Source organism: Amycolatopsis sp. NPDC043889 (assembly GCF_056435645.1).
This window is the reverse complement of record NZ_JBWKEC010000059.1, coordinates 1-17644: the sequence shown is the minus strand read 5'-3', so window position 1 is coordinate 17644 and position 17644 is coordinate 1. Positions and strand designations below refer to the sequence as shown.

The 17644-nt window shown below is 68.9% G+C and carries 18 protein-coding genes; 16 read left to right on the top strand and 2 right to left on the bottom strand.

Features of this window, described 5'->3' with window-relative positions; all coding sequences use genetic code 11:
- Window positions 1–177: 177 nt before the first annotated feature.
- Window positions 178–1281: an LLM class flavin-dependent oxidoreductase gene (locus tag AC0685_RS42905; RefSeq protein WP_478230767.1), complete on the top strand. Its 1104-nt coding sequence runs from the start codon at window positions 178–180 to the stop codon at window positions 1279–1281.
- Between the two features lie 5 nt (window positions 1282–1286).
- On the opposite strand, the gene AC0685_RS42900 is transcribed toward AC0685_RS42905, so the two are convergent.
- Complete coding sequence (locus AC0685_RS42900) at window positions 1287–2054, bottom strand: IclR family transcriptional regulator (protein WP_478230766.1); 768 nt, start codon at window positions 2052–2054, stop codon at window positions 1287–1289.
- A gap of 41 nt (window positions 2055–2095) precedes the next feature.
- Between AC0685_RS42900 and AC0685_RS42895 the strand changes: the two genes are divergently transcribed.
- Both AC0685_RS42895 and dmpG read left to right on the top strand, forming a co-directional pair.
- Window positions 2096–2998 carry an acetaldehyde dehydrogenase (acetylating) gene (locus AC0685_RS42895; protein ID WP_478230765.1) on the top strand — a complete coding sequence of 301 codons (903 nt, stop codon included), beginning with the start codon at window positions 2096–2098 and terminating at the stop codon, window positions 2996–2998.
- The gene (dmpG, locus tag AC0685_RS42890; protein ID WP_478230764.1) at window positions 2995–4029 is read left to right on the top strand and encodes a 4-hydroxy-2-oxovalerate aldolase; all 1035 of its coding nucleotides are present in this window, start codon (window positions 2995–2997) and stop codon (window positions 4027–4029) included. The genes AC0685_RS42895 and dmpG overlap by 4 nt, the downstream gene beginning before the upstream one ends.
- Here the strand turns inward: dmpG and AC0685_RS42885 are convergent.
- Window positions 4020–4613, bottom strand: coding sequence for a TetR/AcrR family transcriptional regulator (locus AC0685_RS42885; protein WP_478230763.1), 594 nt, complete (start codon window positions 4611–4613; stop codon window positions 4020–4022). The genes dmpG and AC0685_RS42885 overlap by 10 nt on opposite strands.
- Before the next feature lie 90 nt (window positions 4614–4703).
- On the opposite strand from AC0685_RS42885, the gene AC0685_RS42880 reads away from it, so the two are divergent.
- From AC0685_RS42880 to AC0685_RS42820, 13 genes are all read left to right on the top strand, one after another.
- Window positions 4704–5624: an oxygenase MpaB family protein gene (locus AC0685_RS42880; protein ID WP_340682184.1), complete on the top strand. Its 921-nt coding sequence runs from the start codon at window positions 4704–4706 to the stop codon at window positions 5622–5624.
- 12 nt (window positions 5625–5636) lie between these two features.
- Window positions 5637–6662 (top strand): LLM class F420-dependent oxidoreductase, encoded by a 1026-nt coding sequence (locus tag AC0685_RS42875; protein WP_478230762.1) that lies wholly within the window; start codon window positions 5637–5639, stop codon window positions 6660–6662.
- 315 nt (window positions 6663–6977) lie between these two features.
- Window positions 6978–8993 carry a neutral/alkaline ceramidase gene (locus AC0685_RS42870; RefSeq protein WP_478230761.1) on the top strand — a complete coding sequence of 672 codons (2016 nt, stop codon included), beginning with the start codon at window positions 6978–6980 and terminating at the stop codon, window positions 8991–8993.
- 17 nt (window positions 8994–9010) lie between these two features.
- On the top strand, window positions 9011–9970 hold the full coding sequence (locus AC0685_RS42865; RefSeq protein WP_478230760.1) for a sphingomyelin phosphodiesterase: 960 nt from the start codon (window positions 9011–9013) through the stop codon (window positions 9968–9970).
- A 34-nt stretch (window positions 9971–10004) separates the two neighbouring features.
- Window positions 10005–11309, top strand: coding sequence for an MFS transporter (locus AC0685_RS42860; protein WP_478230759.1), 1305 nt, complete (start codon window positions 10005–10007; stop codon window positions 11307–11309).
- On the top strand, window positions 11306–12706 hold the full coding sequence (locus AC0685_RS42855) for a pyridoxal phosphate-dependent decarboxylase family protein (protein WP_478230758.1): 1401 nt from the start codon (window positions 11306–11308) through the stop codon (window positions 12704–12706). The genes AC0685_RS42860 and AC0685_RS42855 overlap by 4 nt, the downstream gene beginning before the upstream one ends.
- 76 nt (window positions 12707–12782) lie before the next feature.
- Window positions 12783–13214 (top strand): SRPBCC domain-containing protein, encoded by a 432-nt coding sequence (locus AC0685_RS42850; protein ID WP_478230757.1) that lies wholly within the window; start codon window positions 12783–12785, stop codon window positions 13212–13214.
- Window positions 13204–13539 (top strand): ArsR/SmtB family transcription factor, encoded by a 336-nt coding sequence (locus AC0685_RS42845; protein ID WP_478230756.1) that lies wholly within the window; start codon window positions 13204–13206, stop codon window positions 13537–13539. Before AC0685_RS42850 ends, AC0685_RS42845 begins: the two co-directional genes overlap by 11 nt.
- The gene (locus AC0685_RS42840) at window positions 13536–13985 is read left to right on the top strand and encodes an SRPBCC family protein (RefSeq protein ID WP_478230755.1); all 450 of its coding nucleotides are present in this window, start codon (window positions 13536–13538) and stop codon (window positions 13983–13985) included. Before AC0685_RS42845 ends, AC0685_RS42840 begins: the two co-directional genes overlap by 4 nt.
- Window positions 13982–14671, top strand: a complete 690-nt coding sequence (locus AC0685_RS42835) for a DUF899 domain-containing protein (RefSeq protein ID WP_478230754.1) — start codon at window positions 13982–13984, stop codon at window positions 14669–14671. The genes AC0685_RS42840 and AC0685_RS42835 overlap by 4 nt, the downstream gene beginning before the upstream one ends.
- A gap of 21 nt (window positions 14672–14692) precedes the next feature.
- Entirely contained in the window at window positions 14693–16114 is a 1422-nt protein-coding gene (locus AC0685_RS42830) for a class I adenylate-forming enzyme family protein (RefSeq protein WP_478230753.1), read from the top strand.
- Between the two features lie 47 nt (window positions 16115–16161).
- Entirely contained in the window at window positions 16162–17013 is an 852-nt protein-coding gene (locus AC0685_RS42825) for an LLM class flavin-dependent oxidoreductase (protein ID WP_478230752.1), read from the top strand.
- Between the two features lie 52 nt (window positions 17014–17065).
- Window positions 17066–17362, top strand: coding sequence for a hypothetical protein (locus tag AC0685_RS42820; protein ID WP_125794207.1), 297 nt, complete (start codon window positions 17066–17068; stop codon window positions 17360–17362).
- Window positions 17363–17644: the final 282 nt, after the last annotated feature.

The window sequence follows — 17644 nt, the reverse complement described above, 5'->3', positions numbered from 1 at the left end:
TCCGCGACGACCTCCACGAAGCCTTCCTCACCATCGGCTGCGCCATTATCTGCTGGCGCCGACTCAAAGCCCACTCATTCTGTTAGGACCCCTAAATGCGCGGAGGGGGCGTCCAGATCGCGGGACGCGGAGCCCGCGGATTGACCGGTCCGGTGCGGGGAGCCGAAGCTCGGAACCGTGACGCTCAAGCTGCATTGGTTCCTCCCCACCACCGGTGACGGCCGGACGATCGTTGAGCACTTCCACGCCAGCCGCGCCGCCGGGGCGTCCGCGGCCCGCGAGCCGAGCCTCGGCTACCTCGCGCAGGTCGCCAGCGCCGCCGAGGCGAACGGCTTCGAAGGCGTGCTGACACCGACCGGGACCTGGTGCGAGGACGCGTGGCTGACGACGGCCGCGCTGATCCGCGAGACGAGAAGCCTCAAGTTCCTGGTCGCGTTCCGGCCCGGGACGATCGCCCCGACACTGGCCGCGCAGATGGCCGGGACGTTCCAGCGGATCTCGCAAGGACGGGTGCTGCTCAACGTCGTCACCGGCGGCGATACGGTCGAACAGCGCCGTTTCGGTGACTGGCACGATCACGACCAGCGTTACGCCCGCACCGGGGAGTTCCTCGAGATCGTTCGCGGTGTGTGGAGCGGCAAGCCGTTCGACTTCGACGGCGAGCACCTCAAGGTCGAGGGCGCGACCACGCGCGCGGCGCCGGATCCGGTTCCGTCGATCTATTTCGGTGGTTCGTCCGCGGCGGCGCTGCCGGTCGCGGCGAGGCACGCCGACGTCTACCTCACGTGGGGCGAGCCGCCCGCGCAGGTCGCCGAAAAGATCGCCAAGGTCCGCGAGCTCGCCGACGAGCAGGGACGGAAGCTCCGCTTCGGTATCCGGCTGCACACCCTTTCCCGTGACACGTCGGCCGAAGCCTGGGCGGAGGCGGGCGAACTGCTGGACGCGATCGACCCGGAGCGGATCGCCCACACCCAGGAACAGTTGTCCGCCAGCGAATCCGTGGGCCAGCAGCGGATGGCCGCGCTGCACCGCGGGAAGACCGGCGGCGGCGTCCGCGGTTTGGAGGTGTACCCCAATCTCTGGGCCGGGATCGGCCTCGTGCGCGGTGGCGCGGGCACCGCGCTCGTCGGCAGTCATGGGGAGGTCGCCGACCTCATCGAGGAGTACCACGCGCACGGCGTCGAGGAGTTCGTCCTCTCCGGCTATCCGCATCTGGAGGAGGCGTACTGGTTCGGTGAGGGTGTGCGTCCGGAACTGGTCCGGCGAGGGCTCGTCGCGTAGAACCCTTACAGGGTGCGGGAAAGAGCCAAGGCGGCGGTCCGCACCGCGGGTGCGACCCGGTTGGTGTGCATGCGGTTCGCCCAGCCGGAGATCGACAACGCCGCCACCGCCACCCCTTGCGCGTCGAGCAGCGGGCTCGCCGCGCAGACGACGCCGACGCCGGATTCCTCCCGTTCGAACGCGATTCCCTCACCGTGGATCTTGGCGAGCTGACGGCGCAGCAGGCCCGCGGCGGTGATCGTCCGTACGCTGACGCGCGGCAAGCCGGCGTCGATCACTTGTGTCACCACGGATTCCGGCGAGAACGCGAGGATCGCCTTGCCGACGCCGGTGGCGTGCGCGGGAAAACGGCCGCCGATCCGGGACGGCAATGACGGCGCGTCGGGCCCCCGCAGGATGTCGAGGTAGACGACCTCGGTGCCTTCCAGGACCGCCAGATGCACGGTGTTGCGGGTCGCTTCGCGGAGATCGGCCAGATACGGACGCGCCGCCTCGACGAGTCCCCGGCGCCGTACCGCCAGCTGGCCGATCTCGAACAGTTTCAGCCCGAGCCGCAACGCCGCGCCCTCGCGTTCGAGGAGGGCGGTCGCGACCAGGTGCCCGGTGAGCCGGTGGACGGTCGATTTCGCCAGGCCGGTCCGCCGCGCCAGCTCGGAAACGCCGAGCGCGTCGTCACCGGGACGGAAAGCCGAGAGCAGCGCGGAGATCCGGGCGGCGACGAGGCCGTCCGCTCCGGTTCGTTCCGGGTCGTCGTTCCGCCCAGCGGCACGCATGGGTTGAGTGTGCCCTATCCGCTCGGGGAGCGTCACCTGGCATGGCGCAACGGAAAGCGGTGGCCGCGATCGTCGGTCCCGGGAACATCGGCACCGACCTGCTCGCGAAGCTGAGGCGCAGCGAGCACGTCGAGGTGCGGTACATGGTCGGCGTGGACCCGGAGTCGGACGGGCTGGCCAAGGCCGCGGAACTGGGACTGGAGACCTCCGCCGGCGGCGTCGACTGGTTGCTGTCGCGCGACGAGCTGCCGGACCTGGTCTTCGAAGCGACCTCGGCGAAGGCGCATCTGGCGAACGCGCCGCGGTACGCCACCGCCGGGATCCGCGCGATCGACCTGACCCCGGCCGCGGTCGGCCCGTTCACCTGCCCCGCCGTGGGCTTGCCCGAACGGCTGGACGTGCCGAACGTCAACCTCATCACCTGCGGCGGCCAGGCCACCATCCCGATCGTGCACGCGGTGTCCCGGGTGACGCCGGTGCCCTACGCCGAGATCGTCGCGTCCGTCTCGTCGCGCTCGGCCGGGCCGGGCACCCGGGCGAACATCGACGAGTTCACCGCGACGACGGCGCGCGGGATAGAACTCGTCGGGGGAGCGAGCCGCGGCAAGGCGATCATCATCATCAATCCGGTCGAACCGCCGATGATCATGCGCGACACGGTGTTCTGCGCGATCGACCCGGACGCGGATTTCGACGCGGTGAGCGAATCCATCCACCGGATGGTCGAGACGGTCCAGGGTTACGTGCCCGGTTACACGCTCAAGGCGGATCCCCAATACGACCCACCCCGCCCGGGGTGGAGCGGGCAGGTGCGGGTCGCGGTGTTCCTGGAGGTCGCCGGGAACGGGGACTTCCTGCCGAAATACGCCGGGAACCTCGACATCATGACGGCCGCGGCCGCCCGTGTCGGTGACCTTCTGGCCACTCAGGAGGTGGCGGCATGAGCTGGGACGACGTGAACCGTGAGGTCCGACTGGTCGACACCAGCCTGCGCGACGGCAGCCACGCGATGGCGCACCAGTTCACCGAGAAGAACGTGCGCGACACCGTCCGGGCGCTGGACGACGCCGGGGTCTCGCTGATCGAGGTCAGCCACGGCGACGGGCTCGGTGGCTCGACGTTCAACTACGGCTTTTCCCTTGTGGACGAACGAAAGCTGATCGCCGCGGCGGTCACCGAGGCACGGCACGCGAAGATCGCCGTTCTGCTGCTGCCGGGCCTCGGCACCGTCGGCGACCTGCGGGTGGCGGCCGACCTCGGCGCGGGCGCGGTCCGGATCGCGACCCATTGCACCGAGGCCGACGTGTCCGTCCAGCATTTCGGCGCGGCAAGGGAACTCGGGCTGGAGACCGTCGGTTTCCTGATGCTGTCCCATATGTCCACGCCCGAGGCACTGGCGAAACAGGGCCGGATCATGGTCGACGCCGGGTGTCAGTGCGTCTATGTCGTCGATTCCGCCGGGGCGTTGATCCTGGAGGACGCCGGTGAACGTGTCGCCGCGCTGGTGGCGGAATTCGGCGACGAGGCGCAGGTCGGTTACCACGGACACCAGAACCTGAGTTTCGGTGTCGCGAACTCGGTGCTCGCCTACCGGGCCGGCGCCCGGCAGATCGACGGTTCGCTCGTGGCGCTCGGCGCGGGCGCGGGCAACTCGCCGACCGAGGTTCTCGCGGCGACGTTCGAGCGACTCGGGATCCGCACCGGCGTCGACAAGGACGTGCTGATGGATGCGGCCGAAAACGTCGTGAAGCCCTACATCACGCGGCTGCCGGTGATGGACCGGTCGTCGATCGTGCAGGGCTTCGCAGGGGTGTACTCGAGTTTCCTCCTGCACGCCGAACGCGCCGCCGAGCGCTACGACGTCCCGGCGCACGAAATCCTGTATCGCGTCGGCGCCGCGAAATACGTGGGTGGGCAGGAGGACATGATCATCGACATCGCCCTGCAGCTGGTCGCCGAACGCGGTCAGGGTTGACGGTCGGCCCCGAGCACGAGGCGGACGCAGTGGTCGATCAGGCGCTCGCGGCTCACCTTGAGCGAGCCGTCGAGGTAGGCGATGAACACGTTGCTCAGCGCGCCGACCAGCCCGATCGACGTCATCTGCCGTTCGGCCGCGTCACCATGGGACAGCTGCCCGCTGACCAGTTCGGCGAACGAGGGGAGGAGCGCGATGCCGCGCGTGGTCAGCGCGGGGTCGGTGATCGGCGCGAGCAGGAGCACGCGGCCTTTGCGCGGATCGTCGAGCATCAATTCGACGAAGGCGCGGACCGCGGCCTTCGCTCGTTCGGTGGGTTCGGCCGTGTCGCTGACCGCGTCGACGAGGGCCTGCCGCGCCTGCGCGCCGATGTGCTCGTAGACCGCGACGACGAGTTCCTCGCGGTCGGCGAAGCTCTCATAGAAATACCGCTCCGTCAGCTTGGCGTGACGGCACACCGCGCGGACGCTCACCCCGGCGCTGCCCTGGGTCCCGAGCAGGTCGAGGCCCGCGTCGACGAGTTGTCCCCGCCGTGCGGCCTTGCGGTCGTCCAGGGTCGTGCCTGCCCAGCTGCGGCCGGCCATGATCGGCTCCTCTTGTTGACTACGGCCGTTGTCAACTTTAACCTGACAACAGTTGTGGTCAATTTAACCAGCTCAGTGAGGAGACCGGGGATGACACAGCCGCGGCCGCTCGGACCGGATTCGCTGACCTGGAAGTACTTCGGGGACTGGCGTGGGCTGCTCATCGCGCTGTGGGCCGGATCCATGCAGAACATGCACCCCGAGCTGGGCGCGGGCGTCGAGGAGCACTCGCGGTTCTTCGAGGAACGCTGGCAGCGTCTGTTCCGCTCGCTGTACCCGATCGGGGGAGTGATCTACGACGGCCCGCGCGCCCGGCAGACCGCGCTGGAAGTGCGTGGCTACCACGATCGGATCAAGGGCGTCGACAAACACGGGCGGCGCTATCACGCGCTCAACCCGGACACGTTCTACTGGGCGCATTCGACGTTCTTCGTGAGCGCGATCCTCATCGCCGACAACTTCTGCGGCGGGATCGGCGAGGCCGAGAAGCGGAAGCTGTTCGACGAGCACGTCCAGTGGTACGAGATGTACGGCATGAGCATGCGCCCGGTACCGGAATCGTGGGAGGACTTCCAGCTGTACTGGAAGCGCATGTGCGAGGACGTGCTGGAGGACAACAAGGCCACGCGCGACGTCCTCGACATCAAGGACCTTCCGAAGCCGAATTTTCTCCCGTGGCTGCCGGACTTCGCCTGGCACCTCGTCCGCGGGCAGGTGGCGCGGAACTTCGTCTGGCTGACGGTCGGCCTGTACGACCCGCCGATCCGCGAGCGGCTCGGCTACACCTGGACCGAACGCGACGAGCGACGCCATCGCCGGGTGGGGAAGCTGATCAACGCGGCGTTCAAGCTGGTCCCGCGAGACCGCCGCTATCACCCGCGTGCCAGGGCGGGCTGGCGCCGGGAGCGTGGCGAACTGGCCCCGGACGCGCCGTTGGTCGAGACTCCCGCGAGGAACCTTCCGCCGCTTTCGGAGCGGGGCAAACCCGAGCACTACTCACCGAACGTCTGACTAGGAGCCTCGATGAAGCTGGGTTACCACCTCGGTTACTGGTCGTCCGGCCCGCCGGAGGGCGCGCTGGACGCGGTCTCGCGGGCCGAAGAACTCGGCTTCGATTCCGTGTGGACCGCCGAGGGCTACGGCTCGGACGCGTTCACCCCGCTCGCCTGGTGGGGCGCGTCGACCAGCCGGATCAAGCTCGGCACCAACATCGTCCAGATGTCGGCGCGTACCCCGACCGCGACGGCCATGCACGCGCTGACGTTGGACCACCTGTCCGGCGGCCGGTTCGTGCTCGGGCTCGGCGCGTCCGGGCCGCAGGTGGTCGAAGGCTGGTACGGGCAGCCCTATCCGAAGCCGCTCGCCCGCACCCGCGAGTACGTCGACATCGTGCGGAAGGTCGTCGCGCGCGAGGCGCCGGTGACCCACGACGGGCAGCACTTCCAGTTGCCGCTGCGGGGCGGCACGGGGCTCGGCAAACCGCTGAAGTCCACAGTGCATCCGTTCCGCAAGGAGATCCCGATCTTCCTCGCCGCGGAGGGGCCGAAGAACGTGGCGCTGTCGGCGGAGATCTGCGACGGCTGGCTCCCGTTGTTCTTCTCGCCCAAGAGCGACGCCTTCTATCGGGCAGCACTGCAGGAGGGCTTCTCGCGTCCCGGTGCCCGGCACGGTTTCGACGACTTCGAGGTCGCCGCGTCCGTCCCGGTGCTCGTCCACGACGACGTCGAGGAGGCCGCGAGCTGGATCAAGCCGTCGCTCGCGCTGTACATCGGCGGCATGGGTGCGAAATCGGTCAACTTCCACCACGACGTCTTCGCCCGGATGGGGTACGAGGACGTCGCCGACAAGGTGCAGGAGCTGTACCTGGCAGGCCGCAAGGACGAGGCGACCGCGGCGATCCCGACGTCGCTGGTCGAGGACACCTCACTGATCGGACCGGCGGAAAAGATCCGTGACGAACTCGCCGCGTGGGACGAGACCGTCGTGACCACGCTGCTTTTGCGGGGCGATGCCGCGACGCTCACGAAGGTCGCGGAGACCCTTTCGTAGCGGTTCTCATGAGAGGTAAGGGCGGTCGTGAGTGGCAATGATCGTTCTAACCCTCTTCGCCACTCACGACCCCCGCGTGGGAACGGATCAGCCCTGGTCTCGGCGTGCGGTCGGCTGGAGCCGAGGCGAACTCGCGTTGATGAAGGATTTGGGACGTTGAGTGTCCCAGATCCTTCATGGACGATCCCAGGGGCCTCCTCGTCGGTAGCGCCCTTCGTCCCGCCTTTCGTGGGGTTGCGACAGTGAGGCCCATCACGTAGCGTCCCGGCCACGAACATGAAGTCGGTTCATGTTCGTGGCCGGGAGGTGCGACTCATGACGGTGAGCCGGAGGCGGGTTCTCGCGGGTGCGGCGGCGTTGCCCATCGCGGCGAGCATGCTCGGCGCCCAGCAGGCGCAAGCGGCGTCGGCGAAGGGTTTCCGTGTCGGCGTCGGCATTTCCGACGTCACCGGACCGGCCGCCGAGAACGGCATGATGGGCTACTCGATGCCGCAGCAGCAGACCGCCGGCATCCACCTCCGCACCCGGGCGCGCGCCTTCGTGGTCGACGACGGCAGCAAGCGGATCGCCTTCGTCACCGCCGACCTCGGCGCGCTGTTCCAGTCCGTCCACCAGGGCGTGCTGCGCAAGCTTCACGCCGCGTACGGTGACCTGTACACCGAGCAGAACGTCCTCCTCAACGCCACGCACACCCACTCCGCGTGCGGCGGGGATTCCCATTACGCCGCCTACGCTCTGGCGATCCTGGGCTTCCAGCAGCAGGTGTACGACGCGCACGTCGACGGGATCTTCGAGGCGATCGGCCGGGCGCACGCGAACCTCTCGCCCGGATCGATCCGGCTCGGCCGTGCCGAGCTGACCAAGGCCAGCGTCAACCGCTCGCGCAAGGCCTTCGACCTGAACCCGCAGGCGGACAAGGATCATTTCCCGCAGGCGATCGACCCGGCCGTCACGGTCCTGCGCTTCAGCCAGAACGGCGTCGACGTCGGCGCGATCAGCTGGTTCGCCACGCACGGAACGTCGATGAGCAACGGCAACCACCTGATCAGCGGCGACAACAAGGGGTACGCCGCCTACGAATGGGAACACGACCACGCCGGCGTGCGGTACCTCGACGGGAACCCGCGGTTCGTCGCCGCCTTCCCGCAGACCAACACCGGTGACATGAGCCCGAACCTGAACCTCGAACCCGGCACGCCCGAAACCGAGTTCGAGAACACCCGCACGATCGGTGACCTCCAGTTCCGCGCGGCGAAGAGCGCCTTCGACGCCGCGGCCGAGGCCGTGACGGGCGGCGTCGACCACCGGATGTGCTACGTGGACATGTCCGATGTGGCCGTCGACGCGAAGTACACCCCGAACGGGCGGCCGCAGCGCACCTGCACGGCCGCGATCGGGGTGTCGATGCTGGCGGGCAGCCGCGAGGACGGACCCGGCCTGCCGCTCCCCGAAGGCGTGAAGAACCCGTTCATCGACTGGCTCGGCGGCATCGACGCGCCAATTCCGCAGGCACTCGCCGACGCGCACGCGCCGAAGGTGATCGCGGTGCCGTTCGGCGCGATGAAGCCGTATCCGTGGGTGCCGGAGGTCCTGCCGCTGCAGCTCGTCCGGATCGGGCAGCTGCACCTCGTGGCCGTGCCCGCCGAGCTGACCATCGTCGCCGGACTGCGCCTGCGCCGGACCGTCGCCGCCGAACTCGGTGTCCCGCTGGAGAACGTGCTCGTCCAGGGGTACGCCAACGCGTACAGCCAGTACGTCACCACGCCCGAGGAGTACGACTCGCAGCAGTACGAAGGCGCGTCGACCCTGTACGGCCGGTACACACTTCCGGCGTACCAGCAGGAATTCGCCAAACTCGCGGCCGCGATGAAGGCGGGATCGGCGGTGCCGCACGGGCCGACGCCTCGCGATCTGCGCGGCAAGCTGATCAACTTCCAGCCCGGGGTCGTCTTCGACAGCCCGCCCGCGTTCAAGAACTTCGGTGACGTCCTGGTCGACGCGAAGAGCACCTACGCGCGCGGCGAGCAGGTCGCGGTCGAGTTCGTCACCGGGCATCCGAAGAACGACCTGCGGCGCGGCGGCACGTTCCTGGAGATCCAGCGGCTGGCCGACGGCAAGTGGGTCCGGCACGCCGACGACGGCGACTGGGACACGAAGTACCACTGGGCGCGGACGTTCGTCGCCGAATCGAAAGCCGTCGTCCACTGGAAGATCCCCGCGAACGCCCCGATCGGCAAATATCGCGTGATCCACTTCGGAAACTGGAAGAACGGCTGGAACGGGGCGATCTCCGCGTTCAGCGGGACTTCGCGGACATTCGTCGTCTCCTGACACCGGAAGGGTCTTTCGTGCGGAAGCTCGCCGTACTCGCCATCGCCGCCGCGATGTTCGCCGGAACCGCCGTGCCCGCCCAGGCGGCGGTCTCGGTGAAGGTCATGGCGTTCAACATCTGGCAGCTGCCCTGGATCGCCAGTCCGAACACTTCGGACAAACAGGCCAGGGCTCGCGCGGCGGAGGACGTCATCCGCGCGAACGACGCCGACGTCGTCGTCCTGGACGAGGCTTTCAGCACCCAGGCGGAGGAACTGCGGAACCGGCTGAAGGACGCCTGGCCGCACCAGACCCCGCTCGTCGGCCAGTACTGTTCCACGTCGCCCGGCTGGACCACGGTGAACGGGAACTGCTCGAATTCCCCCGTAGTGGTCAACGGCGGGGTCACCGTGCTCAGCAAGGCGCCGGTGACCGAGCAGCACCAGCTGGTCTTCCGCAATTCCTACTCGGGCACGGCGGACTACATTTCCAACAAGGGAGCCGCGCTCGCCCGCCTGGTCGTCAACGGGAAGCCGGTGTGGATCGCGGGTACGCACCTGCAGGCGGACGAGGGACCGGAGACGCTGCCGAAGGCGCACGAGATCCGGATGGCGCAGCTGGGCGAGATCCGGGACCTGGTCACGAAATACGCTCCCGCGCGCGAACCGGTCGTCATCGCCGGCGACCTGAACATCGAGTACTGGGCGGGACAGGCGCGCAAGGATTCCCTCGGCCGCACCCAGGCCCAGCAGGGCGAAGCCTTCCTCGACGGCATCCTCCGCACGACGGGCGAAGGCGCGTACACCTTCGATGCGGCCACCAACCCGAACGCGGCGAAGTCCGTTCCGGCGACCTACCGCGACTCGCTGGACTACGTCGGCGCCGTGCGCGCGGGCGGCCGTCCACTCGCCGCTGTCGGCCCGGTACAGCTCGTGTATTACGACGGTGGCACGATTCCCTCCGACCACTACCCGGTGGTGGCCAAGATCCAATACTGAGGCCTTCATCGGGAGAACCGCCTCGAGGAGGATCATGGCAGCCCTGCCAGCACGGACGAGGTACCGCTACTCGCTCGGCTCGTTCGTCACCGGCCCCTTCGGCACGGTTCCCGGCCTGCTCCTCCTGAAGTACCTCACCGACACGATGGGCGTCGCCGCGGGCGTGGCCGGCGCGATCGTGTTCATTCCCAAGGCGTGGGACGTGCTCTTCAACCCGATCGCGGGAAGGCTGTCGGACGCGGACATGGTCCGCACCGGCAGCCGCCGCCGGTTCCTGCTCTTCGGCGGTATCGGCGTGTCGATCCTCTTCGCAGCCCTGTTCGCCCACCCCGGCTTCGGCGGCCCGGTGCCCGACGCGATCTACGTCGTCGTCGTGTTCCTGTTGTGCGCCACCGCGTACGCGTTCTTCCAGGTGCCGTTCAACGCGTTGCCCGCCGAACTGACCGACAACGCCGAGGAACGCACGAAGCTGACCAGCATCCGGATCGGCTTCCTCGCGGTCGCCATCCTGATCTGCGGCGGCGGGGCCCCGGCGATCACCGAACTCGTCGGCGGCGTCACCGGTTACCGCGTCATGGGCGTGTTCATCGCCGTGATCATCCTGCTGGCGACCCTCGGCGTGTACTTCGGGCTGAAGGACGCGCCGGTCGGCGCACTGCGGCCGAACACGGTGAGCCCGCGTGAACTGCTCCGGACGCTCGCGCAGTGGCGGCCGTTCCGCTGGCTGCTCGGGGTCTACTTCGTCCAGGCACTCGGAATCGGCACGGTGCTGGCCGCGATCCCGTTCTTCGCCGAACGGATCCTCGGCAGCTCCGGCTACTCCACGGTCCTGTTCGTCGGTTTCGTCGGCCCGGCGCTGCTGACCATGCCGCTGTGGCCCAAACTCGGGGCGAGTGTCGGGAAACTGGTCGGGTTCCGGCTCGCCACCGCCGCGTTCGGCGTCGGTCTGTTCGGGCTTCTCGGCGCGAAGGCGTTCCCGTTCCCCGTCACGATGGTGTTCGTCGCTTTCTGCGGCGTCGGCTACGCGGGGATCTCGGTGTTCCCGCTGGCGATCCTGCCGGACCTGATCAGCGACGAAGAGGAGCGGACCGGGGAGACCAGGGCCGGGGTCGCGGCCGGTGTCTGGACGGCGTCGGAGACGCTGGGGCTCGCGCTCGGACCGGGGCTCTGGGGGCTGGTGCTGCAGTTCGGCGGCTATCAGTCCAGCCTCGACGCCAAGGTCGCGCAGCCGGACAGCGCGCTCACGGCGATCCTGCTCGGCGCGTCGATCCTCCCGGCGGTGCTGATCCTGTTCGGCATTCCGCTGCTGCGGAAGTCGGTACTGGAGCGCCGGTCGTGACCGCCGAGGACATCCTGAAGGAGCTTCGGGAACTGCGGGCGGGCGACCTGCCGACCCACGGCGGCCGGACGCTCGCGTACGTCTACGACAGCGGTCTGTCCGAAGTGGACGAACTCGGCGCGGCCGCGCACGCGCTGGCGTCGTCGGCGAACGGCCTCGACCCGACGGCGTTCCCGAGTCTGCTGCGGATGGAGAACGACCTCGTCGGCGCCGCGGCGCGGCTGCTGGGCGGTACGGCGGAGACGGCCGGTTCGGTGACCTCGGGCGGCACGGAGTCGTGCATGCTCGCCGTCCTGGCCGCCCGCGACGCGCGTCCCGACGTGTCCACGCCGAGTATCGTGCTGCCCACGACCGCGCACGCGGCGTTCCACAAGGCGGCGCATTTCTTCGGCGTCCGCGTGGTTTCGGTGCCGATCGATCCGGTGACCTTCCGCGCGGTCCCGGAGGCGATGGCCGCCGCGGTCGACGACAGCACGGTGCTCGTCGTCGCGAGCGCGCCGTCCTACGCCCACGGCGTCCTCGACCCGATCCCCGAGATCGCCGTGCTGCTCGACGGCGTCCGCTTCCACGTCGACGCCTGCATCGGTGGCTGGGTGCTGCCGTACTTGGGGCTCGGCCCGTTCGGTTTCGACGTCCCCGGTGTCACCAGCGTCTCGGTCGATCTGCACAAGTACGCCTACTGCCCGAAAGGCGTGTCGGTTCTGTTGCACGCCAACGCGGACCTTCGCCGGCCGCAGTACTTCGCCAGCGCGGACTGGCCCGGCTACACGATGCTGAACACCACGCTGCAGAGCACGCGATCCGGCGGCCCGCTAGCCGCGGCCTGGGCCGTCGTGCGTCACGTCGGCGACGAGGGTTACCGGAAGCTGGCTTCGGCGGCCCGTGACGCGGCCGTCGAGATCCGGGCCGGGATCGAGGCGCTGGACGGGTTGCGGGTCCTCGGCGATCCAGTGTCGACCCTGCTGGCCTTCACCGTGGAGGACGGCGCGGGTTTCGACTTGTTCACCGTCGCGGACGAGATGCGGGAGCGCGGCTGGTACGTCCAGCCGCAGTTCGCCCACGAGTCGTCGCCCGCGAACCTGCATCTGACCGTGACGGCCGCGAACCGCGGGAGCGAGAAGGACTTCTTGGCCGATCTCGCCGCGTCGGTCGTGGCCGCCCGCGAAGCGGGGCCGGTCGTCGTCGACCCGCAAGTAGCCGAGTTCGTCGCGGCGCTGGACCCGGCGACGCTGACGCCGGAGCAGTTCGCCGGACTGCTGGCGGCCGCGGGTCTCGGCGGCGCGGCCGGATTGCCCACCCGGATGGCGGAGATCAACGCGCTGCTGGCCACGGCACCCGGTCCGTTGCGCGAACGGCTGTTGCTCGAATTCCTCGGCTCGCTGTACGCGGCTTCCTGAAACCAGCCTTGACGCAATCGTCCGGTTGCTATACAAAGTTATAGCAACCGATTGATTGCTACTTGAGGAGGCTGTCGTGGGATTCCCCGACCGAATCGAACGCACCGTCGAGATCGCCCATCCGCCCGCGAAGGTCTGGGCCGCGCTGACCACGGCCGAGGGCCTGGGCACCTGGTTCGGGAACCAGGCGAGCATCGACCTGCGGCCCGGCGGTGAGGCCGAGATGAAATGGGACGAGGGGCACAAGGCGAACATGCGCGTCGAGCGCGTCGAGGAACCGGAGATCTTCGGCTTCACCTGGAACATCTACGGTCTGCCCGACGACGATCCTCGTCGCACCTATGTCGAGTTCACGCTCGTCCGGAACGGAGAAGGTACGCGGCTCACCGTCGTCGAGTCCGGCTTCTCCCAGCTGCCGGACGACGCACACCAGGTCGCGTTCGAAGGGAACACGGACGGGTGGGCGGCCGAGCTGGGCGAACTGATCGAATACCTCGATGCCGCCTGACATCGAAACGATCGCCGAACAGGTCTTCGTCGCCTTGGCCGACCCGAGCAGGCGGAGCATTCTCGCCGTCCTCGCCTCGGGCGGCCCGGCCACGGCGACCGACCTGGCGGACCGGCTGCCGATCACGCGGCAGGCCATCGCCAAGCACCTCGCACTGCTCACCGACGCGGGGCTGGTGATCCCGGAACAGGGGGAGCGGCGCCGCGTCCGCTACCGGCTGCATTCGGCCCCGATGCAGGTCGCCCAGCAGTTCCTCGCCGCGCTCGCCCGTGATTGGGACGGGCCGCTCGCGGCTCTGAGAGACCATCTGGAGGGTTCATCATGAGCTTCACGACGAGTTTCACCGTGGATCAGACGCCGCAACAGGTCTTCGACGCGTTCAACGACGTACGCGGGTGGTGGTCGGAAGAGGTCGTGCACTCCGGCGACGAGTTCGAGTACCACTACGAAGAGGTCCACCGCTGCCGGATCCGGATCACCGAGTCCGTGCCGGGCCGCAAGGTCTCCTGGCTGGTCCTCGAGAACCACTTCGACTTCACCCGCGACGAGACCGAATGGGTCGGCACCACGATCACGTTCGAGATCGGCGAGAAGGACGGCAAGGCCGAAGCGCGCTTCACCCACCACGGGCTGGTCCCGGAGTACGAATGCTTCGATGTCTGCCACAAGGCATGGACCTTCTACGTCGGCACCAGCCTGCGGGAGCTGATCACGACCGGCGAAGGACAGCCGAACCGGCAAAGTGTCCTGCCCGCGGAGCTGGCGGGATGAACACGGTGTCCGCGGCCGAATGGGAAGAGGCGCGCCTTCGGTTGCTGGTGAAGGAAAAGGAACTGACCCGAGCCCGTGACGCGCTCGCCGCCGAGCGGCGCCGGATGCCGTGGCTCGCGGTCGAGAAGCCGTACGAGTTCGAAGGGCCGTCCGGCGCGGTGAATCTGCTCGACCTGTTCGAGGGACGCCGTCAGCTGATCGTCTACCGGGCCTTCTTCGACCCCGGTGTGGAAGGGTTCCCCGACCACGCCTGCAAAGGCTGCTCGCTGGTGGCCGACCAGGTGGCGCACGTCGCGCATCTGAACGCCCGTGACACCACCCTGGCCTTCGTTTCCCGGGGCGGGCAACCGGATATCGCGCGGATGAAGGCGCGGATGGGCTGGACGATGCCGTGGTACACGATCGCCGGCGACTTCGACGTCGACTTCGGGGTCGGCGAATGGCACGGCACCAACGCCTTCATCCGTGAAGGCGACCAGGTGTTCCGGACGTACTTCGTCAACGATCGCGGCGACGAGGCGATGGGGAGCACCTGGAGCTACCTCGACATCACCGCGCTGGGGCGGCAGGAGGCGTGGGAGGATTCGCCGGAGGGCTGTCCACAGACGCCGCCGTACGAGTGGTGGAACTGGCACGACGCCTACGAGGGTGCCGCTCCGGCCGGTGGCTGCTGCTCGGGGTCTTGACCCTGGGTTAGGGTCCGGCCGGTGGAGAGTCTGTTCTTGACCCGTGTGCTGGCCGCGCTGCGCTCGGGAGGCGACGAGGTGCTGTTCGTCCAGGACGGCGTGGAGACCGGCTACGGGCAGGCGCTCGACTTGGTGCGCCGGATGTACGCGGGACTGCCGGAGGGCGGGGTGGTCGCCATCGACGCCGGAAACCGGCCGGAAACCGTCCTCCTGCAGATCGCCGCACAGCTACGGGGTTCGACGGTGCTGCTCGTGGCGGCGTCGGCGAGTTCGCCGGATCGCCTCGCCGCGGTAAAGGCGGCCGGTGTCACGACCCTGGTGACCGAGCAGCCGGCGGACTGGCCCGTCGACGTCGAGCGGGTGATCGCGCTCGACGAACTGATGGACCGCGACGGTACCGACCCGGCGGGACTGCCGGGTTCGGTCACCGTCATCTTTCCGACCGGGGGTACCACCGGGACGCCGAAACTCATCCGGCACAGCGGGATCTACGACGGGATGGCGCATATTTTCGCGCCGGATCCGGCGGGGCCGGGACGCACGCTGCTGATCGCGCCGATGACGCATATGACCGGCAACGCCACCGTGCTGGGGGCGATCCTGCGGCGGGAGAGTGTCGTCCTGCTGCGGGGCTTCGACGCGGGTACGGTACTCGACACGATCGTGGAACACCGGATCACCGCGTTGTCCCTCACGCCCGCGCGCCTGGCCGAGGTGCTCGACCATCCGGCCATGACGTCGAGCGATGTCAGCAGTGTGCGGCAGCTTTCACTGGGTGCCGCCCCGCTTCCGCCGAGACGGCTGGCTCAGGCGCTCGAAGTGTTCGGGCCCGTGGTCGGGCAGGGATACGGGCTCACCGAGGCGCCGATGATCGCGAGCATCTCCGCGGCGGAGCTCGCCGGGCGGCCGGAGCGGCTCGAGTCCGTGGGCCGGATCGTGCCGGGCATGGAGGCCAGGATCGACGACGGGGAGGTCCTGGTGCGTGGACTGTCCATGATGGTCGGTTACCACGGGGCGGCGCCGATCGGGGACGGCTGGCTGCGGACCGGTGATCTCGGGTGGTTCGACCACGAGGGGTACCTCTACCTGCTGGACCGGGCGAACGACGTCATCATCACCGGCGAGCACGGCACCAAGGTGTATTCGACCGTGGTCGAGAACGCGCTCGCGCGGCATCCGCTGATCCGCTCCGTGGCCGTGTTCGGTGTGCCTGGCGACGGCGGTGAGGGCGAGCGGGTCCACGCCGTGGTGGTGCCCGCTGTTTCAGGTGCTTTGACCGCCGAAGAGGTCCGGATTCAGGCCAGGGTGTTCTTCGGGCGCGAGCATTTCGTCCCGTCCGATGTGGACTTCGCCGACGCGCTGCCGCTGACGGCGATCGGCAAGGTCGACAAGCGGGCGCTCCGGGAGCCGTTCTGGGCCGGGCACCGCCGCCGCATCGCCTGATCGCGGCGCCTTGACCTCCAGTCGAGTGGAGGTCGCACGATGGGCTCATGAAACTGGGTGTGATCCTCCCGTCCGGCGACCTCCGCGTCTCCGCCCGGCAGGCCGAGGACGCGGGCCTCGACAGTGTCTTCCTCGGCGACCACCTGATGACCGGCCGTCCTTCGCTCGACAGCACGGTCGGGCTGGCGGTCGCCGCCGCGGTCACGACCCGGATCCGGATCGGGCTGAGCGTGTTCGTCCCGGCGATGCGGCCGTTGGCGTGGGCGGCCAAGCAGATCGCCTCGCTGCAACAGGTGTCGGGCGAACGGCTGATCCTCGGCATCGGCTCGGGCGGGGGAGAAGCCCAGTTCGCCGCGGCCGGGGTCCCCTTCGGCGAACGCGGCCCGCGCACCGACCAGGCGCTCCGCTTGCTGCCGGATCTGCCGGCGGGCAAAGAGGTGCGAATCGGCGACGCCGTCGTCGAATTGGCGCCGGCGGTGGCGGTCCCGCCGATCTGGGTCGGCAACCGGGGCAGGCTCGTGCTCCGGCGCGTCGCGGAGCACGGCACCGGGTGGTTCCCGTCGCTCCTGCCGCCGGACGCCGTCGCCGACGGACGGCGACGGCTGACGGATCTCGGCGTCGCGAACCCGGTGATCGCGGTCGGCGCCACCGGCGCGCTGGGCGAAGGCGCGGACCTGCCGACGGCGGCGGATCTGGCGACAGGGATCAACGACGCCTATGGGATGCCGCTCGACCAGGCGCTCGCCTTGCCGCTGACCGGTTCCGCCGAAGCCGTCGCCGGACGGCTGGCGGCGTACCGGGAGGCGGGAGCGGCCCACATCGTCGTCGGGCTGGCGGACCCGCGCTGGGCCGACCAGGTGCGGGCACTCGGTCGGGTGAGAGCGCTGCTGGGCCCGTAGACCGGTGCTACGGTCCGCCTGATCAGGCATTCCGATCAGGAGGGACCCGGTGATGACCGCCGCGCACACCGAACACGCCGGCCATACGCACGCTCACGGCGAAGGATGCGGCCATGTCGCCGTGCCCCACGGCGACCACGTCGACTACGTGCACGACGGGCACCTGCACCGCGCACACGACGGGCATTTCGACGAGTGCGAGACCGGCGACCACATCCCGCACCAGGGTCACGACCACGCCCACGGCGAGGGCTGCGGCCATGTCGCGGTGCCGCACGGCGACCACGTCGACTACCTGCACGACGGCCACCGCCACGCCGCGCACGGGGACCACTACGACGACCACTGACCTCGCGCTGGCTTGCCCGCCACAGTGGCGGAAGTGCGCCAGATGAGGTGGTCGTGAGCGGCGAGCGGCATCGCCGAGACCTGACGCGCGTCCTCGACCGTCCACAAGGGACATCTCCCGTGCTCGGCGTGCCCGATTTGATCACTTTGCCCGACTGGGCGAGGGGGGCGTGAGTGATAAAGAGGGTTAGCCTGCGTCTTTCACGCAGTGTGATGTAGATCTGGTCGTGAAATGGAGGAAGTGCCTGTCCTGTAAGGGAAACTTGGGCTTGCGAAGGTCCAG

Excerpts from the sequence above, each read along its gene's own strand:
- AC0685_RS42840 (WP_478230755.1), top strand. The coding sequence starts at position 13,536 with ATGAGCTTCACGACGAGTTTCACCGTGGATCAGACGCCGCAACAGGTC.
- AC0685_RS42845 (WP_478230756.1), top strand. The coding sequence starts at position 13,204 with ATGCCGCCTGACATCGAAACGATCGCCGAACAGGTCTTCGTCGCCTTG.
- AC0685_RS42835 (WP_478230754.1), top strand. The coding sequence starts at position 13,982 with ATGAACACGGTGTCCGCGGCCGAATGGGAAGAGGCGCGCCTTCGGTTG.
- AC0685_RS42875 (WP_478230762.1), top strand. The coding sequence starts at position 5,637 with ATGAAGCTGGGTTACCACCTCGGTTACTGGTCGTCCGGCCCGCCGGAG.
- AC0685_RS42860 (WP_478230759.1), top strand. The coding sequence starts at position 10,005 with ATGGCAGCCCTGCCAGCACGGACGAGGTACCGCTACTCGCTCGGCTCG.
- dmpG (WP_478230764.1), top strand. The coding sequence starts at position 2,995 with ATGAGCTGGGACGACGTGAACCGTGAGGTCCGACTGGTCGACACCAGC.
- AC0685_RS42885 (WP_478230763.1), bottom strand. The coding sequence starts at position 4,613 with ATGGCCGGCCGCAGCTGGGCAGGCACGACCCTGGACGACCGCAAGGCC.
- AC0685_RS42825 (WP_478230752.1), top strand. The coding sequence starts at position 16,162 with ATGAAACTGGGTGTGATCCTCCCGTCCGGCGACCTCCGCGTCTCCGCC.
- AC0685_RS42820 (WP_125794207.1), top strand. The coding sequence starts at position 17,066 with ATGACCGCCGCGCACACCGAACACGCCGGCCATACGCACGCTCACGGC.
- AC0685_RS42880 (WP_340682184.1), top strand. The coding sequence starts at position 4,704 with ATGACACAGCCGCGGCCGCTCGGACCGGATTCGCTGACCTGGAAGTAC.
- AC0685_RS42895 (WP_478230765.1), top strand. The coding sequence starts at position 2,096 with ATGGCGCAACGGAAAGCGGTGGCCGCGATCGTCGGTCCCGGGAACATC.
- AC0685_RS42870 (WP_478230761.1), top strand. The coding sequence starts at position 6,978 with ATGACGGTGAGCCGGAGGCGGGTTCTCGCGGGTGCGGCGGCGTTGCCC.
- AC0685_RS42900 (WP_478230766.1), bottom strand. The coding sequence starts at position 2,054 with ATGCGTGCCGCTGGGCGGAACGACGACCCGGAACGAACCGGAGCGGAC.